At 29.5% G+C, this 26,216-nt stretch carries 24 protein-coding genes; all 24 read right to left on the bottom strand.

The window, feature by feature from the left end; all coding sequences use genetic code 11:
* Nucleotides 1–153: 153 nt before the first annotated feature.
* The gene (locus tag ABDZ60_RS06850; protein WP_016206318.1) at nucleotides 154–912 is read right to left on the bottom strand and encodes a ClpP family protease; all 759 of its coding nucleotides are present in this window, start codon (nucleotides 910–912) and stop codon (nucleotides 154–156) included.
* 46 nt (nucleotides 913–958) lie between these two features.
* Nucleotides 959–2,161 (bottom strand): aspartate kinase, encoded by a 1,203-nt coding sequence (gene dapG / locus ABDZ60_RS06845; protein ID WP_016206319.1) that lies wholly within the window; start codon nucleotides 2,159–2,161, stop codon nucleotides 959–961.
* Nucleotides 2,162–2,181: 20 nt separating this feature from the next.
* Nucleotides 2,182–2,508, bottom strand: a complete 327-nt coding sequence (locus ABDZ60_RS06840; protein WP_047000619.1) for a YlmC/YmxH family sporulation protein — start codon at nucleotides 2,506–2,508, stop codon at nucleotides 2,182–2,184.
* A 77-nt stretch (nucleotides 2,509–2,585) separates the two neighbouring features.
* Nucleotides 2,586–3,893 carry a M16 family metallopeptidase gene (locus ABDZ60_RS06835; RefSeq protein ID WP_047000618.1) on the bottom strand — a complete coding sequence of 436 codons (1,308 nt, stop codon included), beginning with the start codon at nucleotides 3,891–3,893 and terminating at the stop codon, nucleotides 2,586–2,588.
* A 296-nt stretch (nucleotides 3,894–4,189) separates the two neighbouring features.
* Complete coding sequence (locus ABDZ60_RS06830) at nucleotides 4,190–6,304, bottom strand: polyribonucleotide nucleotidyltransferase (RefSeq protein WP_016206321.1); 2,115 nt, start codon at nucleotides 6,302–6,304, stop codon at nucleotides 4,190–4,192.
* Nucleotides 6,305–6,384: 80 nt separating this feature from the next.
* A complete protein-coding gene (rpsO, locus tag ABDZ60_RS06825) occupies nucleotides 6,385–6,648 on the bottom strand; it encodes a 30S ribosomal protein S15 (RefSeq protein ID WP_016206322.1) in 264 nt (87 codons plus the stop codon).
* A 128-nt stretch (nucleotides 6,649–6,776) separates the two neighbouring features.
* The gene (locus ABDZ60_RS06820) at nucleotides 6,777–7,700 is read right to left on the bottom strand and encodes a bifunctional riboflavin kinase/FAD synthetase (protein WP_343777083.1); all 924 of its coding nucleotides are present in this window, start codon (nucleotides 7,698–7,700) and stop codon (nucleotides 6,777–6,779) included.
* 11 nt (nucleotides 7,701–7,711) lie between these two features.
* Complete coding sequence (gene truB / locus ABDZ60_RS06815; RefSeq protein ID WP_343777081.1) at nucleotides 7,712–8,590, bottom strand: tRNA pseudouridine(55) synthase TruB; 879 nt, start codon at nucleotides 8,588–8,590, stop codon at nucleotides 7,712–7,714.
* Nucleotides 8,590–9,567 (bottom strand): DHH family phosphoesterase, encoded by a 978-nt coding sequence (locus tag ABDZ60_RS06810; RefSeq protein ID WP_343777079.1) that lies wholly within the window; start codon nucleotides 9,565–9,567, stop codon nucleotides 8,590–8,592. Before ABDZ60_RS06810 ends, truB begins: the two co-directional genes overlap by 1 nt.
* Nucleotides 9,568–9,918, bottom strand: a complete 351-nt coding sequence (rbfA, locus tag ABDZ60_RS06805) for a 30S ribosome-binding factor RbfA (RefSeq protein ID WP_016206326.1) — start codon at nucleotides 9,916–9,918, stop codon at nucleotides 9,568–9,570.
* Between the two features lie 17 nt (nucleotides 9,919–9,935).
* Nucleotides 9,936–11,981 (bottom strand): translation initiation factor IF-2, encoded by a 2,046-nt coding sequence (infB, locus tag ABDZ60_RS06800; RefSeq protein ID WP_016206327.1) that lies wholly within the window; start codon nucleotides 11,979–11,981, stop codon nucleotides 9,936–9,938.
* Nucleotides 11,982–11,996: 15 nt separating this feature from the next.
* Complete coding sequence (locus ABDZ60_RS06795) at nucleotides 11,997–12,311, bottom strand: 50S ribosomal protein L7ae-like protein (RefSeq protein WP_016206328.1); 315 nt, start codon at nucleotides 12,309–12,311, stop codon at nucleotides 11,997–11,999.
* Nucleotides 12,304–12,570: an RNase P modulator RnpM gene (gene rnpM, locus ABDZ60_RS06790; protein WP_016206329.1), complete on the bottom strand. Its 267-nt coding sequence runs from the start codon at nucleotides 12,568–12,570 to the stop codon at nucleotides 12,304–12,306. The genes ABDZ60_RS06795 and rnpM overlap by 8 nt, the downstream gene beginning before the upstream one ends.
* A 13-nt stretch (nucleotides 12,571–12,583) precedes the next feature.
* Nucleotides 12,584–13,657 carry a transcription termination factor NusA gene (gene nusA, locus ABDZ60_RS06785; RefSeq protein ID WP_016206330.1) on the bottom strand — a complete coding sequence of 358 codons (1,074 nt, stop codon included), beginning with the start codon at nucleotides 13,655–13,657 and terminating at the stop codon, nucleotides 12,584–12,586.
* A gap of 16 nt (nucleotides 13,658–13,673) precedes the next feature.
* Nucleotides 13,674–14,132, bottom strand: coding sequence for a ribosome maturation factor RimP (gene rimP / locus ABDZ60_RS06780; protein WP_016206331.1), 459 nt, complete (start codon nucleotides 14,130–14,132; stop codon nucleotides 13,674–13,676).
* 261 nt (nucleotides 14,133–14,393) lie between these two features.
* Nucleotides 14,394–18,722 (bottom strand): PolC-type DNA polymerase III, encoded by a 4,329-nt coding sequence (locus tag ABDZ60_RS06775; protein WP_343777074.1) that lies wholly within the window; start codon nucleotides 18,720–18,722, stop codon nucleotides 14,394–14,396.
* Between the two features lie 169 nt (nucleotides 18,723–18,891).
* Entirely contained in the window at nucleotides 18,892–19,980 is a 1,089-nt protein-coding gene (ispG, locus tag ABDZ60_RS06770) for a flavodoxin-dependent (E)-4-hydroxy-3-methylbut-2-enyl-diphosphate synthase (protein WP_343777132.1), read from the bottom strand.
* Entirely contained in the window at nucleotides 19,955–20,974 is a 1,020-nt protein-coding gene (rseP, locus tag ABDZ60_RS06765; protein ID WP_016206333.1) for an RIP metalloprotease RseP, read from the bottom strand. Before rseP ends, ispG begins: the two co-directional genes overlap by 26 nt.
* 13 nt (nucleotides 20,975–20,987) lie before the next feature.
* On the bottom strand, nucleotides 20,988–22,148 hold the full coding sequence (gene dxr, locus ABDZ60_RS06760; RefSeq protein WP_016206334.1) for a 1-deoxy-D-xylulose-5-phosphate reductoisomerase: 1,161 nt from the start codon (nucleotides 22,146–22,148) through the stop codon (nucleotides 20,988–20,990).
* 24 nt (nucleotides 22,149–22,172) lie between these two features.
* Complete coding sequence (locus ABDZ60_RS06755; RefSeq protein ID WP_343777072.1) at nucleotides 22,173–23,129, bottom strand: AI-2E family transporter; 957 nt, start codon at nucleotides 23,127–23,129, stop codon at nucleotides 22,173–22,175.
* Nucleotides 23,130–23,292: 163 nt separating this feature from the next.
* Nucleotides 23,293–24,087, bottom strand: coding sequence for a phosphatidate cytidylyltransferase (locus ABDZ60_RS06750; protein ID WP_016206335.1), 795 nt, complete (start codon nucleotides 24,085–24,087; stop codon nucleotides 23,293–23,295).
* A 16-nt stretch (nucleotides 24,088–24,103) separates the two neighbouring features.
* On the bottom strand, nucleotides 24,104–24,865 hold the full coding sequence (gene uppS / locus ABDZ60_RS06745; RefSeq protein ID WP_016206336.1) for an undecaprenyl pyrophosphate synthase: 762 nt from the start codon (nucleotides 24,863–24,865) through the stop codon (nucleotides 24,104–24,106).
* Between the two features lie 55 nt (nucleotides 24,866–24,920).
* A complete protein-coding gene (gene frr / locus ABDZ60_RS06740) occupies nucleotides 24,921–25,478 on the bottom strand; it encodes a ribosome recycling factor (protein WP_016206337.1) in 558 nt (185 codons plus the stop codon).
* A 9-nt stretch (nucleotides 25,479–25,487) separates the two neighbouring features.
* Nucleotides 25,488–26,204, bottom strand: coding sequence for a UMP kinase (gene pyrH / locus ABDZ60_RS06735; RefSeq protein WP_016206338.1), 717 nt, complete (start codon nucleotides 26,202–26,204; stop codon nucleotides 25,488–25,490).
* Nucleotides 26,205–26,216 lie beyond the last annotated feature (12 nt).

Here is a 26,216-nt window from a genome sequence, read left to right as displayed (position 1 = left end):
CTTATTGTAAACTAATTATTTACATAATATTATTATAAACATTAATAAAAAAAAAGCAATTTAAATAACTACTCATTATTCAAACCGCCTAAATTAATTTATAATCTTTTAAATATAAAATATATTTTTTATACTCTTTCATATCTATTATAATTATTCCTTAATATCCATTTCTTTTTTCTCTTCTTCCTCTTTTTCTTCTATTAATTGTTTTAATTTAGCCAATGCATCCTTAATCCCGCCTTCTTCATCTATAAGTCCACATTCTACTGCTTGACTTCCTATTAATATAGTACCCATATCATTCAATAACTCATCAGATTTTAACATCATTTCTTTTAATTCATTTTTATTTATTTTAGATGTTCTTACTATAAAATTATCTATACGCTCTTGCATTTTTTGAAAATAATTAAAAGTTTGAGCAACTCCTATAACAAACCCATTCATTCTTATTGGATGTACTATCATTGTTGCAGATGGTGTTATAAATGAGTAACTAGAAGATGTTGCAAGTGGGACTCCTATTGAATGACCACCTCCAATTACTATTGATACTGTAGGTTTAGATAAAGAATTTATCATTTCTGCAATAGCTAATCCTGCCTCCACATCTCCACCAACTGTATTTAATATTATTAATACTCCTTTCACTTTATCATTACGCTCCATTGAGATAAGTTGTGGAATTACATGTTCATATTTGGTTGATTTTGATTGAGCCGGAAGTACTTGGTGTCCTTCTATCTGGCCTATTATTGGTAATATCTGAATACTTTCATCTTGCTCTACTTCATTAGTAGTACCAAATTCTTTTATTTCTTCTCTTTTTTCTTTAGCTTCATTTAGTTTTTCTTCATCCTTTTCCATATCTTTATTTTCACTTTTTAATGAGTAAAAAAAATTTTTCATAATAAAATCCTCCTATACAATATTATTTTGTACAAGAGGATTTATTTTATTCACCTAATTTAAAAGCTTTATGAAGTAGATTAAGAGCTTTTATAATATTTTCAGATTTAATTAGACACCATATGGTCATATTTGAATCTGCTGTTTGTAATATATCTATTGAGTCCTCAGATAATGTCTTTATTATTTTAGCCATTATTCCTGGAACTCCAGTCATTCCAATTCCAACTATAGCTATGGTACTACAATTGTCCATTATACTATATTTTATATTCTGATCTTTAAGAACATTTTCTAATTTTTCTTTCTTACATGAATCTATAGTAAAAATTTGTTCAGTAGGAAATATATTTATAAGATCTAAACTTATATTATTTTTTGCTAAAGTTTCTAATAGGTTTCTGTAATTATCTTTATTGCTATTTTCTTTCAGCCTTACTGTTATTTGTGTTCTGTTATTTAAATGAGTTATCCCAGAGATAACTTTTTCCTTCCTGTTCATTCCATTGTTATTTACTAACGTGCCCTTACATTGACTCATTGTATTCTTTATAACTATTGGAATATTAGCCTTTCTTGCACATTCTACAGCTCTTGGATGTATAACTTTTGCCCCTTGATCTGCAAGTTGAAATACTTCGTTATAGCTTATAGTGTCTATTAATGATGCATCATTAACTATCCTTGGATCTGCAGTCATTATTCCATCTACATCTGTGTAAATCTCTATTTCCTCTGCATTTAAAGCTTGACCTAAAAGACATGCTGATGTATCACTTCCCCCTCTTCCAAGAGTAGTTAAATATCCTCTTTCAGTTATACCTTGAAATCCAGCAACAACTGGGACTTTTCCGATTTTCAAGATTTCTTTTATATCTTCTGTTTTTGTATAAATTAAATCTGCCTCTGAAAAATTATCATTTGTTATAATACCTGCTTGCCCACCAGTAAGTGGAACTGCTTGAATACCTGCATTTATTAGCATATTACTCATTACTACACTACTTATTATTTCTCCACAGCACATAAGCATATCAGTTGCTTGTAGGTTATTTCTTTTAAAATTATTATCTAGTAAAGATAATAATGTATCAGTAGCATAAGGCTCTCCCTTTCTTCCCATAGCAGATACTACTACTACAGTGGAAAATCCTTTATTTATTGCCTCTTTGACCTTAGATACTACTTGATTTCTTCTTTCTTCGGTAGATACTGATGTACCTCCAAATTTTTGTATAATTATTTTCAAGTAATAACCTCCCTAAGTTTCTACGCTCTTGCCCTCTTAATCTTATCTTTATCAGCTGAAACAACAATAACATTTGCTCCAATCTTAGTGACATAATTCCAAGGAATTTCTACATATTCCCTACCACCAAATAAGCCTAATTTACTTCCGGCAACAGCAGCAACTATAAATTGTAAATTCCCATTTTCATCAATTATAAAATCTAAGGCTTGTTGAGTATCATATTTTTCTGCTTCTTCTGTATTAAATATTTCATATCTTTCTAAATCACTAAGAAGCCTATATTTTGATTCTCTCTTAGATTCCTCTTCATAGTATTCTCCTCTTTTTTTATCTCCTCTTAACATAAGATTCACCTCCATACCATCTTATGTAAATCTTATGCTAATTAGAGATACTTTAGTACATAATATTCTAGTAAAGATTACATTCTTTTTATTCCATCTTTATTAGAATTGTCATATGCCTTTATATCTGGCTCTATAATTTGATTTAATTTCTCATACTCTATATCTTGACCTACATATGCTGAGCTTATTATGCCTGGTTTAAAGCACGTATCTAATACATAATTTATGTCATCGCTATTTATATTGTTAATTCTTTTTATTACTTCTTCTTGAGTTTTAATTTTGTTTTGAAGTAACATACTTTTTGCGTTAGAAAACATTCTAGATGAAGTACTCTCAAGACCTAATATATAACTCGCCTTTATCTTTTCCTTATTAATTTCTAGTAATTCATTTGATATTCCTTTATCCGCAAACTTTTTAAGTTCCTTATTAATAACATCCAAAGCCTTATCTGCAGATTGTTTACTTACTCCTGTATATATATTATTTATTCCAGTACCTAAATATGGCTGACCATAAGAATAAATAGTATAGCATAGTCCTAATTCTTCTCTTACATTTTGAAATAATATTGAAGATGCTCCTCCTCCAAATACATTATTTAATAGTACTAAAGAATATGCCTTTTCATGTGCATATGGTAATCCTTTAAAGGCTAAATTTATATGCAACTGTTCTATAGGCTTATTTGTATACTTACTTTGAGAAAGCAAAATTGGAGACTTGTATTCTGGTTTATAATCTCCTTCTCCTTTCCATGAACCAAAGTTTTCTTCTAGCATTTTCATTAGTTCCTTTTCATCAAACTTTCCACATACAGATACCACTGAATTATGTGGAGCATAATGAGATTTAACAAATTTTTTAATTTTTTTACTATTAAATGATTTTATATTTTCTATTGTTCCTAATATAGGATATGATAATGAATTTTCTCCAAAAATAGCTTTTGATGAATCATTATCTAGAACATCTTCTGGAGTATCTTCACTCATATTTATTTCTTCAATAACTACACCTTGTTCCTTTTCTATTTCTTCATCATCAAATTTAGAATTTAATATCATATCCGCTAATATTTCTATAGATAAATCTAAATGTGTATTTAATGCTTTAATATAATAGCAAGTTGCTTCCTTGCTAGTATAAGCATTTATTTGCCCTCCTACATTTTCTATCTGCTGAACTATTTCTTTTGAGGTTCTTTTTTCTGTACCTTTAAAAAACATATGCTCTATGAAATGAGAAATACCATTTAACTCTAATTCCTCATTTCTTGAACCATTTTGCACCATTACTCCCACACTTATTGAATTAACATGATCTATATATTCAGTTACAACCCTTAATCCATTTTTTAATGTATATATATTGTACATAGCTCCTCCTTGCTTTACACTTTTTTAATTTATTGTATATTACTATTATTCTATATTATTTTAGAGTTATGTAATACTAGTTTATTTATATTTAATTTAATTTTTATTATATGAAAATTTATTGAAAGGTAAATTTGCTCCTAAACTCAATTTATTCAAAGGAAAATAGATACTTACATAAATTCACTTGAAAATTAAATAAAAGAAGTCATAAAGAACTGATTTAAAAGATAAACTTCTTATAAAGCCATAAAATAAGAAAAAAGGCAATAAATTGCCCTTTACTAACTTTTTTACTATTCACTTTTTTCTTTTTTATCTTCTGAATCATCAGTTAAAGCATCTTTTCTTGAAAGATTTATTCTTCCTTGATTATCTATTTCTGTTACTTTAACTAATATTTCGTCTCCTACAGATACAACATCTTCAACTTTATTTACTCTTGCTTTATCTAACTTTGATATATGGCATAGTCCTTCCTTATTTGGAAGAATTTCCACAAAAGCTCCAAAGGTTGCTATTTTGGTTACTTTGCCTAAATAAACTTCCCCTGATTTAACTTCTTTAGTTAAACCTTCTATAATAGCTATCGCTTTATTAACGCCATCATGATCTGTCGAAGATACAAATACTGTACCATCTTCTTTAATATCGATTTTAACTCCAGTTTCATCAATAATTTTATTTATAACTTTTCCACCTGCACCTATAACGTCTCTAATTTTTTCTGGATCAATGCTTATTACTGAAGTTTTAGGAGCATATTTTGAAACTTCTTCTCTTGGAGTTGGAATACATTCGCTTATTTTATCTAATATATGAAGTCTAGCTTTTCTAGCACCCATTATAGCATCTTCTATTACTTTAAAGCTTAGTCCTTTTATTTTTGTATCAACTTGTATTGATGTAATACCCTCTACAGTTCCTGCAACCTTAAAGTCCATATCTGCAAAGAAATCTTCTATGCCTTGTATATCTGTTAAGACTTCTTCCCTTGAAAGATCTTCTGAAGTTATAAGTCCCATTGCTATACCAGCGGCCGGTCTCTTAAGCGGTACACCTGCATCTAATAAAGCTAAAGTACTACCACAAACTGAAGCTTGTGAAGTCGATCCATTAGAACTTAACACTTCTGATACTAATCTAATAGTATATGGAAACTCTTCTTCTGAAGGTATTAATGGCTCTAATGCTCTTTCGGCTAAAGCTCCATGACCTATTTCTCTTCTTCCTGGGCCTCTAAGAGGTCTTACTTCACCTACTGAATAAGCAGGGAAGTTATAGTGATGCATATATCTCTTAGATTCTTCTTCACCTATTCCATCAATTATTTGAATATCACCTACAGCACCCAAAGTAGCAACTGTCATTACTTGAGTTAATCCTCTTGTAAATAGTCCTGTACCATGAGTCCTTGGTAGTATTCCTACTTCACAAGATATTGGTCTAACTTGATCAAAAGCTCTTTCATCTGGTCTTCTATGGTGATTTAAAAGCATATCTCTTACAACTTCTTTTTGTAAGTTATAAATTATTTCCTTTATATCTCCTAAATTTTCTGGATACTTTTCTTCAAATTCTGCATAAACCTTTTCATTTACTTCGTCCATTGCAGCATTTCTTTCATCTTTATCACTTATCCACATAGCTTTTTTAATAATTTCACCAGCAAATTCTTTTATGTCATTTTCTAATTCCTTACTTGGTTTATATAACTCAGGAATCATTTTTTCTTTTCCAAATCTTTGCATAGCTTCTTCTTGAAACTTGATTATATCTTGACAACTATCAAATCCAAATTTAATAGCACCAAGCATAACATCTTCTGGAATTTCTTGACCACCAGCTTCAATCATCATAACTCTTTCATTAGTTGCACAAACAGTTAATTGAAGTTCACTTTCTTCTCTTTCTTTAGATGTTGGGTTTAAAATGAATTTTCCATTGATTAGTCCTACTTGCACAGCCGCAACAGGAGTTGTAAAAGGAATACTTGATAAGCATAATGATAATGACGCTGCATTAATTGCTAGAATTTCTGGTAGGTTATCCTTCTCAACTGATACTACTGTACAAACAACTTGAACATCATTCCTATATCCTTTTGGAAATAGTGGTCTTAAAGGTCTATCTACCGCTCTTCCAAATAATATAGCATTTTCTGAAGGTCTACCTTCCCTTTTGATAAATCCACCTGGGATTTTTCCTACTGAATATAATCTTTCTTCATATTCAACACTTAGTGGGAAAAAATCTATTCCCTCTCTTGGTTTTTCTGAAGCATTAACATTAGTTAAAATAACTGTTTCTCCATAACTAATAAATGATGCTATATTTGATAACATCCCAACTTTTCCAAATTCTAGTTTAAGTTCTCTACCAGCTATGGTTGTTTTCATTACATTGTTCATTTTGTAACCTCCCTTCAGGCTTGTATCTTATCATTTAAAATTGTTAAAATAATAGAGCGGCTTAAAAACCGCTCTAAAGACTATCTTCTTAAGCCTAATTTTTTGATTATAGCTCTATATCTTTCGATATCTTGGTCAGCTAAATAGTTTAAAAGACCTCTTCTTTGTCCAACCATCATTAAAAGACCTCTTCTTGAGTGGTGGTCTTTTTTGTGCATTTTTAAGTGACCTGTCAAAGAATTAATTCTTTCTGTTAATAATGCAATTTGCACTTCTGGTGATCCAGTATCTCCTTCGTGTCTTGCATGTTCTTTAATTATTTCTTGCTTTCTTATTGCGTCCATTGTTCGCACCTCCGTAAAATTATCCCCTATATCCATGAAATGAGATAGCACCCTCATATCTTAGAATTAGGTTCTTCTTTGCTATTATAACAAATGATATACATATTGTAAATTATAAATTTACATAATTAAACTACTATATCTTTATCTATAGCAAATTTTTCATCTTGCTTAATTTGTTCTATTAATTCTTCTAAAGAATTAAATTTTATTTCATCTCTTATTCTTTCAATAAAATAGACCTTAATCTCTTGTCCATAGATTGTATCATTAAAGTTCAATATAAATGTCTCTATAGTTAATTGTTTCCCATTTACTGTTGGATTATTCCCAACTGATGTAATTCCTTTGAAAATTTTTTTATTATATTCTATATTTGTATAGTAAACACCTTTTTTAGGAATTATCATCTTTCCATCAAATTGTAAATTTGCAGTTGGAAACCCTATAGTTCTACCTAATTTTTTCCCATGAATAACTTTTCCCTTAATTAAATATGGTTTAGATAGCATTTTAGTGGCTTCTTTCACATCACCTTCTAAAAGTATCTTTCTTATTCTGGTACTACTTATTACATCACCATTATAAGTATAAGGCTCCATTATGTATAACTCATATTCATATTTATCTTGAAGATTTTTTAGCAACTCTATATCACCTAAGTTTTTATATCCAAACTTAAAATTAAATCCAACTATAATTCCTTTTACATTATAGTCTAAACAAAGAAGCTTTATAAAATCTTCTGCAGACATTGACATGAATTCTTTATTAAAACTTTTAAGAACGACTATATCTATATTTTCCTCTTCTAAATACTTTAACTTTGTTTCTAGATCCATAATTAATTTAGGTGAACTTTCTGGTTTAACCAATGTTTTAGGATGGTTCTTATATGTAAACACCATACTTTTCCCATTCTTTTCCTTTGCAACCTGAACAGTTTTTTTTACAAGAGATAAATGACCATAGTGAAGTCCATCAAAACTTCCTAGTGCAACATAAATTTCACTTTCTTTATTATTCATAATAATATCATCTATTACTACCATATCCTGCTCCCCTAATTAATTAATAATTTTTCTATCTTAAATCCTTGATGATCACTTTTCCCAAGACCGATGAAATTATTATTCTCATCATAAACCCTATATAATTTTCCTATTTCAGCTTTTTCTTTAGTAAGCCTTTTATCGAAAACCTTAACTCCATTAATTAAAAGTTTTGAAAATTTATTTGAAATCACTAATTTTTCATAGCTATCTAATGCATCTTCTATGCTTATAATATAATCTTTTATGTTTTCAGAGTTTATATCTTCTATATTAATAGATTTTTCTTCAGTAAATTTAGATGTTTTACTTCTTTTAAGCTTTGTCATTGTTGCTCCAACTTGTAGATCTTCCCCAATGTCATAACAAAGACTTCTTATATACGTTCCTTTGGAACATATAACTTTCATACTAATATATGGATTATTTATTCTCACATCTTCTATTTTATGGATACTTACAAGCCTGCCTTTTCTTTCAACTTCAATTCCTTTTCTTGCAAGTTCATAAAGTCTTACTCCATTTTGCTTTATTGCTGAATACATAGGGGGTATTTGAGAGTATTCTCTTTCAAAAGAATAGATAGATTTTAATATTTCTTCATTTTCTATATTAGATGAATCCTTTTCTTGTATTACATCTCCTTCTAAATCATATGTAGTAGTTTTTATTCCAAGTTTAAATTCTACTTCATATATTTTATCACTGTTCATTATATAATCAATAATCTTTGTTCCCTTACCTATACACACAGGTAGGACTCCACAGGCTTCTGGATCTAACGTGCCTGTATGTCCAACCTTTCCTGTTCCTGCTACTTTTTTAATTTTCCTAACAACATCAAAGGAAGTCATTCCAGTATTCTTAAAAATATTAATTACACCATCCATTACAATAACTCTTTCTCTATTTCTTCTAGAATTTTATCTTTAGCTTCTTCTAACTTTATTCCTTTTAAAGTTATTCCTGCCGCCTTAACGTGACCCCCGCCACCTAATCTTTCAGCTATATTCCTAACATCAAATTTATCTTTTGATCTTAAACTTACTTTAGTTCCATTTTCTACTTCTTTAATTAATGCAGCTACTTCTACACCCTTTATTTGTAATCCAAAAGATATTATATCCGAAGTATCACCTATTTCTATTCCAAGTTCATTGCCATAAGAAATTGGAATTTTAATTAATGATACTTTTCTATCAAGTAGAAGCTCCATACCATTTAAGGCTTTACCTATTAATCTAATTTTTTCAAAACTTTTGTTATCAAAGAGATTTTGATGTATATACGTATTATTTACTCCGATTTTTTTTAACCTTGCTGCTATAGTATGTGTTCTAAAAGTTACATTTGAATGCCTAAAAGCTCCAGTATCTGTAACTAATGATGTATAAAGACAAGTTCCTATATTTTTTATAGAATCAGTTTCTTCATTAAAATTTAAACCTAATTCTTCTAAAAGTTCAAAAACTATTTCTGCTGTCGCAGCCGCATCTGTATCTATATAATTTAATTCACCATAATTATCATTTGAAACATGATGATCTATATTTATTATGCTTCCTTTAAAAGTATTTAGGTCGGCAGATATTCTCTCATAATTTCCACAATCTAACACTACAACTATTGAAGTATCTTCTGTTGCAGATGTTAAATTTCCAGTAGCTTCCTTTGCTCCTTTAAGAAATTGAAGGTTTTCTGATATTATATCTTTTGAAATTAAATAAGCGTCTTTTTTTAATTTCTTTAAGGCATTTAATAGTGCAAGTGCACTACCTACTGCATCACCATCAGGTGATACATGATAGGTAATGCCTATTTTTTTACTATCTAAAATTATCCTGCTTATATCTTGTAAATTATTCATTTACTTTTCTTTAACTTTTTCTATAAGTTCTTCTATTTTCATACTATAGCTTATAGAATCATCAAGTTCAAATAGTATTTGAGGGGTATTTCTCAAATTCATTCTTTGACTTACTTCTTTTCTTATATATCCACTTGCACTTTTTAATGCTGCAAAAGTCTCATTTTTCTCTTCTTCACTTTTTCCATATATACTTACAAATACTTTTGCATATCTTAGATCCTTTGTAACTTTGACTTCTGTAATTGAAACCATAGCCGTCATTCTAGGATCTTTTATTTCATCTCTTATTATAACGCTTATTTCTCTTCTAACTTCTTCGTTAATTCTTCCGCCTCTGTAATTAGCCATTTAAATCACCTCTTTAATTAAAGCTGCTTTCTTTCAATTGCTTGCATGCTAAATGACTCTATTACGTCACCTTCTTTTATATCATTAAATTTCTCAACACTTAGACCACACTCATAGCCTGCATTTACTTCTTTAACGTCATCTTTAAATCTCTTTAATGAAGCTAAAGTTGATTCAAATATTACTATTCCATCTCTTATAACTCTAACTTCTGAGTTTCTTAATATCTTACCATCTGTAACGTAACATCCAGCAATTGTTCCTACATTTGAAATTTTATATACTACTCTTGCTTCTGCTTTACCATTTACAACTTCTTTATATTCTGGATCAAGCATTCCAATCATTGCTGATTTAACATCTTCTATTGCATCATATATTATTCTATATGTTTTAATTTCGACTCCTTCTTTATCTGCAATTATTGTTGCATTTGAATCTGGTCTTACATTAAATCCTATAAGTAGTGCATTTGATGCAGTTGCAAGTGTCACATCTGTTTCTGTTATTGCACCAACTCCACCATGAATTACTCTTACCTTAACATCTTCTGTTGAAAGTTTTTCTAAAGACTGTTTTATAGCTTGAACTGATCCTTGAACATCAGCTTTAACTATTATACCAAGTTCTTTAACTGTTCCTTCTTGAATTTGGTTATATAAATCTTCAAGAGATACTCTATTAGCTGAATGGAAGCTCTCATCTTTGATTTTTTGCTTTCTAAGTTCAGCCATATTTCTAGCTGTTTTTTCATCTTTAACAACAGTAAATCTATCTCCTGCTGCTGGTACTTCTGAAAGTCCTAAAATCTCTACTGGTATTGATGGCCCAGCTTTTTTTATACTCTTTCCTTTATCATCAAACATTGCTCTAATTCTACCGTATGTAGACCCAACTAATATTGAATCTCCAACATGTAATGTACCATTTTGAATAAGTAGTGTTGCAACAGCTCCTCTACCTTTATCAAGTTTAGCTTCTATCACTGTACCCTTAGCTTTTCTCTTTGGATCAGCTTTAAATTCTGCCATCTCTGATGTTAATAAAACCATTTCTAATAATTGCTCTAAATTTTCACCTGTTTTAGCTGATACAGGAACACAAATAGTATCTCCACCCCAGTCTTCAGCTACTAATTCATATTCTGTTAATTCTTGTTTAACTCTTTCTATATTAGCTCCTGGTCTATCTATTTTATTTATAGCTACTATAATAGGAACTCCTGCTGCCTTACAATGACTTATAGCTTCCTTAGTTTGTGGCATTATTCCATCATCTGCTGCAACAACTAAAATAACTACATCTGTAACTTGAGCACCTCTTGCCCTCATTGCTGTAAAAGCTTCATGTCCTGGTGTATCTAAAAATGTTAACTTTTCTCCATTTAGGTTTACAGTATACGCACCAATATGTTGAGTTATTCCACCCGCTTCGTGTGCAGTAACATTTGCTTTTCTTATAGCATCTAATAATGAAGTTTTACCATGGTCAACGTGTCCCATAACAGTAACAATAGGAGGTCTCTTTACTAGATTTTCTTCAATTACATCTTCTTCTTCAACTATTTCTAGCTCTTCTTTTTCTTCTTTTTTTACAACTAAACATTCATATTTTTCACATACTTTTTCAGCTGTTGCAAAATCTATTTCTTGGTTAATAGCAGCCATAACTCCTGTAAAAATAAGAGTCTTTATAACATCTGCTGTTGGTTTTCCAAGCTTTTCTGAAAGTTCTTTAACAGTTATTGTCTCTCCTATTTCAACAACTCCAGATCCACCTTCTCCAATCACGTCTTCTTCTTCTTCTGATTTTTTCTTCTTTCTCTTTTTAGCTTGATTATTAACTTCTTCTGCTAATATCTCTTCATATTCATCAACTATAGTTTTGTTATCTGAAGAATTATTTTCTCCAATTAATTCTTTAATTAATTCTGCATCTTCATCTTCTATAACGCTCATATGATTTTTTACATCAACACTAAATTCACTCATTAATAATTCTATAAGCTCTTTTGAACTTATTTGCAGTTCTTTTGCCAATTCATATACTCTGATTTTTGACAATAAAATCACCCCCGGTTAAATTTTAACTTTTTCCTCTTCGTAAAGGGTATAAAGTTTTTTTGCCATATTTTCATCTGTTACAGCTATTATCTTCACTTCTTCTCTTCCAATTGAAAAACCTAATTCTTCCTTTGAAAAATCCTCTATTAGCCTTATATTTTTTGCTATACAATGGTTTTTAAACTTTTTTCTGGTACTATCAGATGCATCGTTAGATATTATAAACAAAAAAATGTTTTTTCTATTTCTTTGTTCATCGCATTTACTATACCCTTCAACTAAATTTCCTGATCTCTTTGCTAATCCTAGAAAATTAAAAAATTTATTCATTTCCTATTTCTTCCCTTAATCTATTATATATAGCCTCATTTATAGCTATATCTAAGTTTCTTGACAACCTTTTAGTTTTAAAAGCTTTTTCTAAGCATTCTTTATCTTTGCAGATATATGCACCTCTGCCTGATTTCTTTCCAGTCAAATCAACTGAAACTTCATTTTCCGGGCTTTTTACAACCCTTATAAGTTCTTTTTTAGGTTTCATTTCCATGCATCCTGTGCACATTCTTAAAGGAATTTTCTTTACCTTCATAAAAATCCTCCCCTTACTCTAAATTTTCTTCTGCTTTTAATGCTTCTGCTTGAGATTTACTTTTAATATCTATTTTCCAGTTAGTTAATTTTGCTGCAAGCCTAACATTTTGCCCTTCTTTTCCTATAGCTAATGATAATTGATTATCATCTACCACAACTTTCGCAGATTTTGAATCTTCAAAAGCTACAACTTCTAAAACTTTGGCAGGACTTAATGAAGCTGCTATAAATTCTTCTGGATTTTTGCTCCATTTTATTATATCTATTTTTTCGCCTTTAAGCTCATTTACTATATTTTGAACTCTAACTCCTTTTGGGCCAACACATGAACCCATTGGATCTACATTTTCATCATTTGAATAAACTGCTATTTTACTTCTTGATCCAGCTTCTCTTGATATACTCTTTATTTCTACAACACCTTCGTATATTTCAGGTACTTCTAATTCAAAAAGTCTTTTCACTAATCCAGGATGAGTTCTTGAAACTAATATTTGAGCTCCTTTTGAGCCATTTTTAACTTCTACAACATATAGCTTTACTCTTTCGTTAAATTTATATTCTTCACCTGGAATTTGTTCGTTTGGTCCAATAGAAGTTTCTATTCTCCCAAGATTTACAAATACATTACCTTTGTCTTTTCTTAGTACAGTTCCGGTAATTATATCATATTCTAATTCCTTATATTCTGAATATACTATGTTTCTTTCTGCTTCTCTTATTCTTTGAGTTACTACACCTTTAGCAAGTTGAGCTGCTACTCTTCCAAAATTCTTTGGAGTAACTTCTAAATCAACTATATCATCAAGATCATATCTTACACTTACGTCCTTAGCATCTTCTAAACTTATTTCAGTTACATCATCATATACGTCTTCAACTACAACCTTTTGAGCATATACATGAATTTCTCCTGTTTCTCTATTTATACTTACTTTAACATTTTGTGCTGAAGTTGTCGGACTAGCGTAATTTTTTTTATATGCTGCAACTAAAGCATCCTCTATAGTAGTAAAAATTAAATCTTCGCTAATCCCCTTATCTTTAACAATTTCTTTAAGAGCACTTATAAACTCTTGGTTCATTTTAATATCCTCCTTATTATATTTCCCCTTCTAAATTGGCTGATTTTATTTTATCCTTTGGAATTGTAACTAATTTGTCAGCTTCAACTACAATCGAATCATCATTTACTTCTTTTAATATGCCCTTTACATTTTTTCTTCCATCTAATGATTTTGTAAATCTAACCATTATTTCTTTTTCTATTTGTTTTTTAAAATGATCATCTGTAAATAATCCTCTATTTAATCCTGGTGATGATACTTCTAGAAAATATGCTTCTTTTATTGGATCTTTTTCATCCATGACATCGCTTACTCTTCTTGATAAAGCTTCACAGTCAGATAAAGTTATACCACCATCTTTATCTATATATATTCTTAAATAATATTCTCCATTTTCTTTTACATATTCAATGTGATAAATCTCATACTTTAATTCTTCTGCTATAGGTCTTACTAATTGATCAATAGTTTCCAATAATGCATCAACTTTCATATTACCCCTCCTTTGCTATATTCAGTTTTAATTTTAAAGATTTACTAAACTCTTAACTCCCTATAAAAAAAGCAACTATTTTAGTTGCAATTAAATAGAAAAAGCGGGCATTTATCACTCCCACTCACATTTTCTAGCTATTAGTAAATTACTTCTTTAATTATCCTATCATAATTTCCTAAATAATACAAGGGGTAGCAATAAATTATTACTTTTCTTATATTTATTACTTGCCCCATATATATTGTTTTTATACTTATTTTAAAATAATGATAATTGATTTGTTTCTGACATTCCCTCAAGACACCCATGGTTGCTTAAAGTTTCTATTACCGTCTTCGAAACCTTTGACCTTATTCTTAAATCTTCTTTAGATATAAATTCACCTTGTTTTCTAGCTTCAACTATACTTTTTGCAGCATTTTCTCCAACTCCCTGAAGCGCACTAATAGGAGGTCTTATTCCATCCTTTTCAATTGTAAATTTTGTTGCTTCCGATATATATAAATCTACTTTCAAAAAATTTAGCCCTCTTGCATAAAGCTCATAAGAAAGCTCAAGTACAGTAATTAATCCCTTATCTTTTGCAGTAATCTTATTTCCTAGTTCATAAAGCTCATCTAATTTTGCTTTTATAGCCCCTGGACCTTTACAAATAAGCTCTGCATCAAAATCATCCGCCCTTACAGTAAAATATGTAGCATAATAAGCTTCTGGATAATACACTTTAAAATATGCTATTCTTACAGCCATCATAACATAAGCAACTGCATGCCCTTTAGGGAACATATACTTAATTCTTTTACATGATTCTATATACCAATCAGGAACATTATTTTCTTTCATTGTTTTCTCAAACTCTTCCGTTAGCCCTTTACCTTTTCTTACACTTTCCATTATAGTAAAGGCCATTTTAGGTGGAACTCCTGCATACATTAAATAAACCATGATATCGTCTCTTGTAGATATACAATCTTTAAGAGTTGTATATCCTTCTTTAATAAAGTATTGTGCATTATTAAGCCATACATCTGTTCCATGTGAAAGTCCAGATATTCTAACTAAATCGGCAAAACTCTTAGGTTGAGTATCAACAAGCATCCCTCTAACAAATTTCGTTCCAAATTCCGGAAGTCCATAACTACCAACTTCACAGCCTAATTCTTCCTTAGTTACTCCTAATGCATCTGGAGAAGTAAATAATGAAATAACCTTTTTATCATTTAATGGTATGGTTTTGGGATCAACTCCTGTTAAATCTTGAAGCATCCTAATCATGGTAGGATCGTCGTGCCCAAGTATATCAAGCTTAAGTAATCTACCTGATATAGAATGATAATCAAAATGAGTAGTTGTAACATCTGAAGTTGGATCATCTGCTGGACGTTGTATTGGTGTAAAATTATAAATTTCATTATCACTTGGAACAACCATAATACCACCTGGATGTTGTCCTGTTGTTCTTTTTATTCCTGTACAGCCAATAGTCAATCGTTCAATTTCAGCAGTTGAAGTTCGTATTCCTCTCTCATCAAGATATTTTCTTACATATCCATAAGCTGTTTTTTCAGCAACTGTGCCTATTGTTCCTGCTTTAAAAACATATCCTTTTCCAAATAGAACTTCTGTATATTTATGAATTTCTCCTTGGTTATCACCCGAAAAGTTAAGATCTATATCCGGCTCTTTATCCCCTTCAAAACCTAAAAAGGTTTCAAAAGGTATATCATGACCATCCTTTATATATTTAACTCCACATTTAGGACAATCCTTATCTTCTAAATCAGCTCCTGAACTAACAGAACCATCTAAGAAAAATTCAGAATTTTTACAGCTAGGACAAACATAATGTGGAGGTAATCCATTAACCTCTGTTATATTTGACATCGTAGCAACAAAAGATGAGCCTACCGACCCTCTTGAACCAACCAAATATCCATCTGCCAAAGATTTTGCCACTAATTTTTGAGCTATTAGGTAAAGAACTGCATATCCATTACTTATAATAGAATTCAATTCCTTATCTAATCTTTTTTGAACTATTTCAGGTAAGGGATCTCCATATATTGAATGTACTTTTTTCATTGTCATTTCCCTTATTTCTTCATCTGCACCTTCAATTTTAGGTGGATATGTTTCATCTGGTATTGGCTTTAAAACATCTATTGAATCAGCAATTTCTCCTGGATTGGTTATGACAACTTCTTTTGCCCCATTTTCCCCTAAATATGAAAATTCTTTTAGCATCTCTTCGGTTGTTTTCAAATATAAAGGTGGTTGATTATCCGAATCTGAAAATCCTTGTCCTGCCATTATTATTCTTCTAAAAACTTCATCTTGTGGTTCTAAAAAATGAACATCTCCAGTTGCAACAACAGGCTTATTTAATTCTTTTCCCAAATTATATATTTTAGTATTTAGTGTTCTTAATTCATTTTCATCTTTTACATTTCCTTTTGCAATAAGATATGCATTATTTCCTATAGGCTGAATTTCTAGGTAATCATAAAATCTCATTATATCTTTTAACTCTTCATCTGACTTACCATCTAAAACTGCTCTATATACTTCACCAGCCTCACAAGCAGAACCTATAATAAGGCCTTCTCTCATTTCCATAAGCTTACTTTTTCGAATTCTTGGATTTTTATGAAAATTATCTATATGTGCTTCTGACACAAGTTTATAAAGATTTTTCATCCCTTCTTGAGTTTTAGCAAAGATTATTATATGATATGTTTTTTCTTTCTTAATATCCATTTTTTCTAAGAATTCTTTATTCAAGTCATTAAGTTTATTAATATTTAACTCTTCTATCATTTTCTTTATTGATATTAAAAAGATTTCTGCTGTCGCCTTTGCATCATCTACTGCTCTATGGTGATTTTGCAGTGAAACTCCTAAATGTTTTGCTACTAAATTTAACTTAACTCTTTTTAATTCTGGATATAAAAATCTTGCAAGCGGAACTGTATCAACTATAGTAGAATTAAACTCAAGACCTAAATCATTGCAGTTCTTTTTTATAAATCCTGTATCAAAAGCAGCATTATGAGCTACAACAGCCGAATCCTTTATAAATTCCATGAATTTAGGTAAAACAACTTCTATAGGGTCTGCATCTTTTACCATTTCATCTGTTATTCCTGTAAGTTCTGTTATATTATACGGAATTCTACATTTAGGATATATAAATTCACTAAAGGTATCTATTACTTCTTTTCCTTTAATTTTTACAGCACCTATTTCAATTATTTTATCATTTTTAGATGAAAATCCTGTAGTTTCTATATCAAATACTACATATGTATCATCAAAACTTTGTCCCTTATCATTTAATGCTATAGGTATTCCATCATTAACTAGATATCCTTCTACACCATATAATACTTTAATCTTATTTTTTTTAGCTGCAATTTGAGCATCTGGAAAAGCTTGAACGACACCATGATCTGTTATTGCAATAGCTTTATGCCCCCACTTAGCCGCTCTTTCTATTAATTTTGTAGCTGATGTAATTCCATCCATAGCACTCATAGCCGTATGACAATGAAGCTCAACTCTCTTTTCTTCAGATCCATCCATTCTCTCTATTTTGCCCATTTTTAAAATATCTCTTCCCATTATTACTACTTCTCTTGCATAAGTATCATAAATGGCTTCTCCTCTTACTTTACAGTAAAGTCCTTTTTTAACATTATCTAATACTTCTTCAGTTTCTTGTGGCTTTAAAAAGCATTTTACAGTTATTGAGCTTGTATAGTCTGTAACAAAGAAGGTAAGAATTATTTTGCCTGTTTTCGTTTCAACTATATCTGTCTTAAAAACTTCACCTATAACAGCAACAACTCCAGAAGTTTCATCAATTTCCTTTATTGAAATAGCTTCTTGACTTATACTTCTCCCTAAAATGCTATTTTCACTTTTAGGTTCTCTTTTGAATTCTCTTTTTTCATAAGTTTTCTTAGGTTTAGCATTTTGTTTTTCTTCATTTTGTTTATTGGTAGATTGTGCTGAAATATTTCTTCCACTAAATATTTCTTTTAAAACTTCTTTTTCTTTTTTAATTTTTTCATTATAATTGCCTTCTACTTCTAAGCTGCTATCATATTCTAAAGTTACTTTACTTTTAACTCCAAAGATATTTTCAATATTAAGAGCAATTTGTTTAGGAACTTCTTTAATATTTAAATGTTCATTTATTTTTTCATACCCACTTTTTATAGTTAAAATATTTCCTTTTGTAGTCTTTAAGCCTTTAGTTAAAACAACTTTTGACAGAGGAATTCTTTGCATAATGCCTTCTATTACTTCAGACCAATGCTTTTCAATTATTTCTTCTATAGTTAGGGTAGATATATCTCTATAAAATAATACCTCTATATCTATTTCTATTCCTAAGGTTTTTTTAATAGCTTTCTTTACATCAGCTTCTTCTTCATTATTTAGTCCATCTTTTCCTCGTAATACTACTTTAAGAAGATTACTTTTTTTCAAAAATTGGAATCTTACTATATTTATTTCTTTATCTTCTAAGGATTCATTTTTATTAATCTCCTTTTTTATAAGCTTTAAAGCATTTTCACTCAAATAAACAACACCTCCTATACAATTAAGAATTAGTAATGGATAATGCATAATTAATACTATACAGTTTAATATTTATCGATTGAAATTTAACGAAATAATTGACAATGTTAATGTTAACTAAGTATTTATTCAAACTTAATTTTTCATTACTCATTGTCAATTACTTTAATTACATATTTTCTATTTCTTTCATTAATTCTTCAATTAAATCTTCTTCTTTGACCTTTTTTACGATTATACCCTTTTTGAATATTAAACCTTCTCCTCTTCCACCAGCAATTCCAATATCTGCTTCTCTTGCTTCTCCTGGTCCATTAACAGCACATCCCATTACAGCAACTTTAATATTTTTATTTATACTTTCTAATTTTTTCTCCACTTCTTGTGCTATTTTTATAAGATTTATTTGAGTTCTACCACAAGTAGGACAAGATATAAATTGCAAGCCGCTTTCCCTTAATTTCAGAGCTTTTAATATTTCTTTAGCTACTTTTATTTCTTCAATTGGATCGCTAGTTAAAGATACTCTAACAGTATCACCTATACCTTCAGCTAAAAGTGTACCAAGTCCTATACTTGATTTTATAGTTCCTCTAAAAGGTGTTCCTGATTCAGTTACCCCTAAATGAAGAGGATAATTACAACTTTCGCTCATTAATCTATAAGCTTCTATCATCATTACAACATCTGATGATTTTATAGATATAACTATATCATAAAAATTTAATTCTTCTAATATTTTAACATGTCTTAAAGCTGACTCTACTAATCCCTTTGCAGTTGGTTTTCCGTCTCTTTCTAATATATCCTTTTCTAAAGAACCTGAATTTACGCCAATTCTAATTGGTAAACTTTTAGCTTTTGCAGCTTCTGCAACTATCTTAACTTTTTCTATACTTCCTATATTGCCTGGATTGATTCTTAAAGCAGATACTCCATTTTCAATAGCCGCCAAAGCTAATTTATAGTCAAAGTGTATATCAGCAACTACAGGGATAGGTGAATTTTCACATATATCTCTTAGAGCTTCCGCAGCTTTCATATCAGGAACTGCACATCTTATTATCTCACATCCTGCTTTATATAAATAATCTATTTGTTTTAGCGTTGCTTCTGCATCTCTTGTATCTGTATTAGTCATTGATTGAATAGATACAGGAGCATCACCTCCTATATAACAACTTCCAACTTTAACTTTTCTTGTTTTTTTTCTTTCCATTTTATTTTCTCTCCTAAATTTGTATAGGGAATAATATATCCTTTATTGTAACTACTATCATAAGTCCAAAAAGTAGCATTAATCCAACGTAGTTCATTGCCCCAACTACCTTATCTGGAACTTTTCTTCTTGTAATAAGCTCTATTAATAATATTACAGTCCAACCACCATCTAATGCTGGGAATGGTAGCATATTAAATACAGCTAAGTTTATACTTATGAAAGCTACAAAATACATAAGATTCCATATACCATTTTTTGCGGCTTCACTTGACATTCTAATTATAGATACCGGTCCCCCTACATCAGTCTTAAAGTTTACATTTCCTGTAATCATCATTTTTAGACCTTTATAGGTTTGATTTACTACAGATGCTGTTTCCTTAAAACTTTGTTTAAAACTTTGAACAATTCCCGGTTTTTCTATTCTTTGAAATTCAAAGCCTATCATATATCTTTCTCTATCGCTTTCCTTTACTAGTTTAGGAACAACAGTAATTTCTTTTTTCTCCCCATTTCTTTCTATTAAAAAGTTAATTGGCTTATCTTTAGCCAAATTTATACCTATTGTTAGGTCATCAGCTGAAAAAACCTTACTTCCATTAACTTTTAAAAATTCATCACCTTTTTGTAATCCAGCTTCTATAGCAGGCATATTTTCAGATAAATTTTTTACTGTCGGTAAACTATAACCAAATTTATTTAAAAACACCGTAAATATTATTATAGCAAACAAAAAGTTCATCGTTGCTCCTGCTATAATTACACTTATCCTTCTAAGAGGTGACTTTGAAGAAAAACTTCTTTCATCTTGAACTTCTTCTTCTTCCCCCATCATTTTAACATATCCTCCAATAGGAAACAAACCTATTGAATATTTTGTTTCTTTTCCTTGAGTTGAAAATATTTTTGGGCCCATTCCAATAGCAAATTCTTCAACCTTTATTTTATTTAACTTTGCCATAGTAAAATGACCAAGTTCATGAACTATTATAAGTAAACTAAACCCTAATAACGCGTATATTATATACAATCTCTCTCTCCTCCTAACTCCATTTTAACCTTATATACTCTCTTACTTTTTTATCTAACTCAATTACATTTTCTAGAGTGACTTTTTTTAATTTTTCCTCTTTAAAGTATTCTAAAGATTCTTCAATTATTTCTGAAACTTGTAAAAATTTTATTTTTTCTTCTAGTAATAAAGCTACAGCTTCTTCGTTAGCACCATTTAATATACATGGAGCTAAGCCACCTTCTTTTCCAACTTTATAAGCAAGTTTCAAGCATTTAAAAGTTTCCAAATCAGGTTTCTCAAAAGTTAGCGTTCCAATTTCATAGAAATTAAGTTTTTCTGCTATAGCATGTTTTCTTTCTTTTTTATTAATTGCATATTGAATTGGTAACTTCATATCTGTTGAGCCTAATTGAGCAACCACACTTGCATCTTTATATTCTACCATAGAATGAATTATACTTTGAGGGTGAACTACAACTTCTATATTTTCATATGGACAATTGAATAAAAAATGTGCTTCAATAACTTCAAGACCTTTGTTCATAAGTGTTGCTGAATCAATAGATATCTTTTGCCCCATATTCCACTTTGGATGCTTAAGCGCCTCTTTAACGCTAACACTTTTTAAATATTCAGTATCCTTTCCTCTAAAAGGCCCTCCAGATGCTGTTAGAATAATTTTGCTCACATCCTTTTCAGTATACCCATTTAATGCTTGGAATATAGCACTATGTTCTGAATCTACTGGAAGTATATCAACTCCCATCTCTTTTGCTTTATTTATAACAAGTTCTCCAGCCACTACTAAAGTTTCCTTATTTGCTAAAGCTATATCTTTTTTAGCTTCAATAGCTTTCATTGTCGGTCTTAAACCAATCATTCCTACAACAGAAGTCACAACCATATCTATTTCATCTAAGGATGCAATTTTCTCAAGTCCTTCTATGCCTGAGAAAACTTCTATCATTAACTTATTTACTGAACAATAATCTTTAATTGATTTATAACTTTCTTCATCCATCATAGCTACGTATTTAGGACTAAATTCATTTATTATTTCCTTAATCTTTTCAACAGAAGAATTAGCACTTACTCCTATAAGTTTTATTTCTTTATTTGAGTTTCTTATTACTTCTAAAGTTTGTGTGCCTATAGAGCCTGTAGCTCCTAAAATTGAAATTTTTCTCATATTTACCTCCTAAGTACTCAGTATTTAACTGCCGTAAATCATATCTTTTGCAATTATGCTATAAATTGGTCCTGATATTATACCAATAAACCCAAACATTTTTACCCCTACATAAATCGATATTATTACTATTAAAGGATGAATGGCTAATTTATTACTTAAAAATTTAGCTTCAAGTATTTCTCTTGTCAAACGCTCTAATAAATATAATGCAATTAATCCAAATACTAATAAATATCTCTTCATTACAATATTGTATATTATAATTGGTATAAAAACAATTGTTGTTCCAACAAAAGGAAGTATATCTAAAATGGCACATAAAATTCCCAAAAAAATACTATTATGTATTTGAAGCACCTTAAAACCTAAAATTATTATACATGCACTTAATATTATCAATTTAAGTTCAACTTTGAATACTTCTTTTAAATTTTTTATTTTTTTAGAAAAATTAATTATTATTTCATTAGGAAATAAATTTTTTAATAAATCATAAATCTTATTTTTATCTACTAATATAAAATAATCTACTATATTTGCTATAAAATATGATACGATTCCGCCCCCTGTAACTATAGCACCTTGCATAATCATATTACTATTAAGAAAACCACTTAATGTTTGCAAAATTTTATTTAAATCGAAGTTTAAAAGTACTTTCATATTAGTAATGAAAGCATCTACCTCTTTCATATTATTTCTATAAAATTTATAGAACATTTCCAATATTGTATTGCCGAAATAAAATACTATCATGAATATTCCTAAGTTTACTATAAGCAAACTTAAAATCGCACATATTGATTTTGGTATATTAATTTTTAAGAAAAATTTATATATTGGTTGAGTTATTAATATCATTATTAATATTATTAAAAAAGGTTGAAAATAGTTTTTTATTAAAATAGTTATTACAGAAACAATAATAAATGTAATAACTAAGTTTATTATTTTATTGTAATTTTCATATAATTTCATAGCACTACTCCTAATTATTTCATACTATGATTATATTAATTATAATAATAATACATACCTTTTATCTATTTATATAAGTATATTTATTTAAAAATAAGGTAGAGAAGTTTCTCTACCTTATTTTTAGCTAATATATTAAATTCCATTTTATACTTATGTGCTTCTAAATTCCTACAATAAAGGTTAAGTAATAAAAGACTACTACCGCATTAAATAATATTGAGTCAAATCTATCTAAAATTCCACCATGACCAGGTATTAAATTACTATAATCCTTTATTCCAACATATCTTTTTACAGATGATGCTACTAAATCTCCAAGTTGCCCCATTATGCCACATAATCCACCTATTAAGAAGAAATGGATTGTTTGAACTTCTGGTACATTAATTCCTATTATTATACCATAAATTCCACATCCAATAGTACTTCCTAAAAATCCCCCTACCGATCCTGCAATTGTTTTTTTAGGGCTAATCTCTGGACATAACTTTCTTTTTCCTAAATACTTTCCACAATAATAGGCTGTAGTATCTGCAATCCAAGACCCAAGGAAAATTAACCAAACCAAGTATTGTCCTCCAACTTTATTATTAACTATCGGAATAAAACTAAATAATATTGCTACATATAAGAATCCTAATAAAGTTAGTGAAACATCAATAAAATTATATTTTAAATTTACAACTGGTATTATTAATAATAAAATAGTTGATAATATTAAAATATACATAGCTTCTTCAAAATTATTTCCTCTTAAATAAAAAATAATTAAAAGTGCATATCCTCCTATAGATATTGGGTTAAATTTTTTTTCTTTTAAAGCATTGTAAAATTCATATAATCCAAATATTGAAATCACTATTGTAAAAGCCTTAAGCCATATTCCGCCTAAAAAAATAAACAATATAAATGGCGCTATCATAGCGGCTCCTAAATATCTACTATTTAACTTCATTACTCCACCTCAACTACTATACTCCACCATATCGTCTATCTCTGTGCTGATAATCATATATGGCTTTATGTAAGTGTTCTTCTTTAAAATCAGGCCAGCATACATTAGAATACCAAAATTCTGAATAAGCACATTGCCATAATAAAAAATTACTAATTCTTTGTTCCCCTGATGGTCTTATTATCAAATCCGGGTCTGGTATATTATAAGTATATAAATATTTTTCAAATATATCTTCGCTTATGCTATCTTCATTTATATTTCCCTTTTTAACTTCTTCTAATACCAAATTAACCGCCCTTAATATTTCATCCCTTCCACCATAATTGAAAGCTATATTTAAAGAAATTCCAATATTATCTTTAGTTGTCACAATGGCTTTTTTTATTTCTCTTTGAGCATCACTAGGCAACTTATCAATATCACCTAAAATATTTATAACAACTTGATTTTTATTTAACTCTTCTAACTCATTTTTCAAATACTCAACTAGTAGTTTCATAAGAGCCGAAACTTCATCATTTGGTCTCTTCCAATTCTCAGTTGAAAATGCATATAAAGTTAAATATTTTATCCCTAACTTATTAGATTCCTTTATTACCTTTCTTATAGTTTCCACTCCTGCTTTATGTCCCATAGTTCTTGGAAGATTTCTTTGCTTAGCCCATCTTCCGTTTCCATCCATAATTATAGCTATATGTTTAGGTATATTTTCTTTATCTAAAACTATTTGTTCTTTATTCTTTCTACTTTTATTAGTTTTAAAAATATCTAACATATTTTTATTCCCTCCGCCACTTCTAATATGGAAAAAAACCTGCTAAAGGCAGGTTTTAAATTGACATAATCTCTTTTTCTTTTGCCAAAATTATTGTATCTACTTCTTTAACGAAAGAATCTATTATTTTTTGAACTTTTTCTTCTGAATTTTTAAGTTCATCTTCAGTGATCTCTCCATCTTTCTTTAACACTTTAATTTTATCATTAGCTTCTCTTCTTATTGATCTTAAAGCAACTTTTGCTTCTTCGCCAGTTTTCTTAACATTTTTAACAAGATTTTTTCTTGTTTCTTCTGTTAACTCTGGAACAACTAATCTAATCACACTTCCATCATTGGATGGATTAATTCCTAAGTCTGATATAAGAATAGCTTTTTCTATTTCTTTTATTAAACTTCTTTCCCAAGGTGAAATCACTAAAACCCTTGGTTCTGGAGCTGATATATTAGCCACTTGATTTAGCGGACATTGACTGCCATAATAATCAATGTGAATTCTATCAAGCATAGTTGGGTTGGCTCTTCCGGCTCTCATTGTCGAAAGATCTGATTTTAATACAGAAATAGTTTTCTTCATTTTCTCTTCTGCTTTTTGAATAATATCCTTAATCATAAAAACCTCCTATTTTTTAGATGAAACTAAAGTTCCTATTTTTTCACCAGAAATAGCTTTTTTTATATTTCCTGGCTCATCTAATCCAAATACTAAGATTGGAATATTGTTATCCATACATAAAGAAGTTGCAGTTGAATCCATTACTTGTAATCCTTTTTCAAGTACTTCTATATAATTAAGTTTATCATATTTTTTAGCATCTGAATACTTATATGGATCTTTATCATAAACTCCATCAACTTTTTTAGCTAGAAGTATAACATCAGCTTCTATTTCTGCTGCTCTTAAAGCTGCTGTAGTATCAGTTGAGAAGTATGGATTTCCTGTTCCTGCTGCAAATATTACTACTCTACCTTTTTCTAAATGTCTTACAGCTCTTCTTCTTATAAATGGCTCGGCAATTTCTTTCATTTCTATAGCGGTTTGTACTCTCGTCATAACTCCATTTTGTTCAAGTGAATCTTGAAGAGCTAGTGCATTTATACATGTAGCTAGCATACCCATATGGTCTGCTTGTGACCTATCCATGCCCTCTCCACTTCTTCCTCTCCAGATATTTCCTCCACCTACAACTAATCCAACTTCTACTCCCATTTCAACTAAATCTTTTACTTCTAAAGTAATTCTTTTTACTATATCAAAATCAAATCCAAATCCATTTACTCCTGCTAAAGCTTCCCCCGAAACCTTTAGTATTACTCTCTTATATTTGCTTTTTTCCATTCTTAGTACCTC

Source organism: Clostridium sartagoforme, from assembly GCF_039521405.1.
GTDB classification, from domain to species: domain Bacteria; phylum Bacillota; class Clostridia; order Clostridiales; family Clostridiaceae; genus Clostridium; species Clostridium sartagoforme.
Note: the sequence above shows the minus strand (reverse complement) of the source record. Positions and strands in the feature narration are given on the sequence as shown.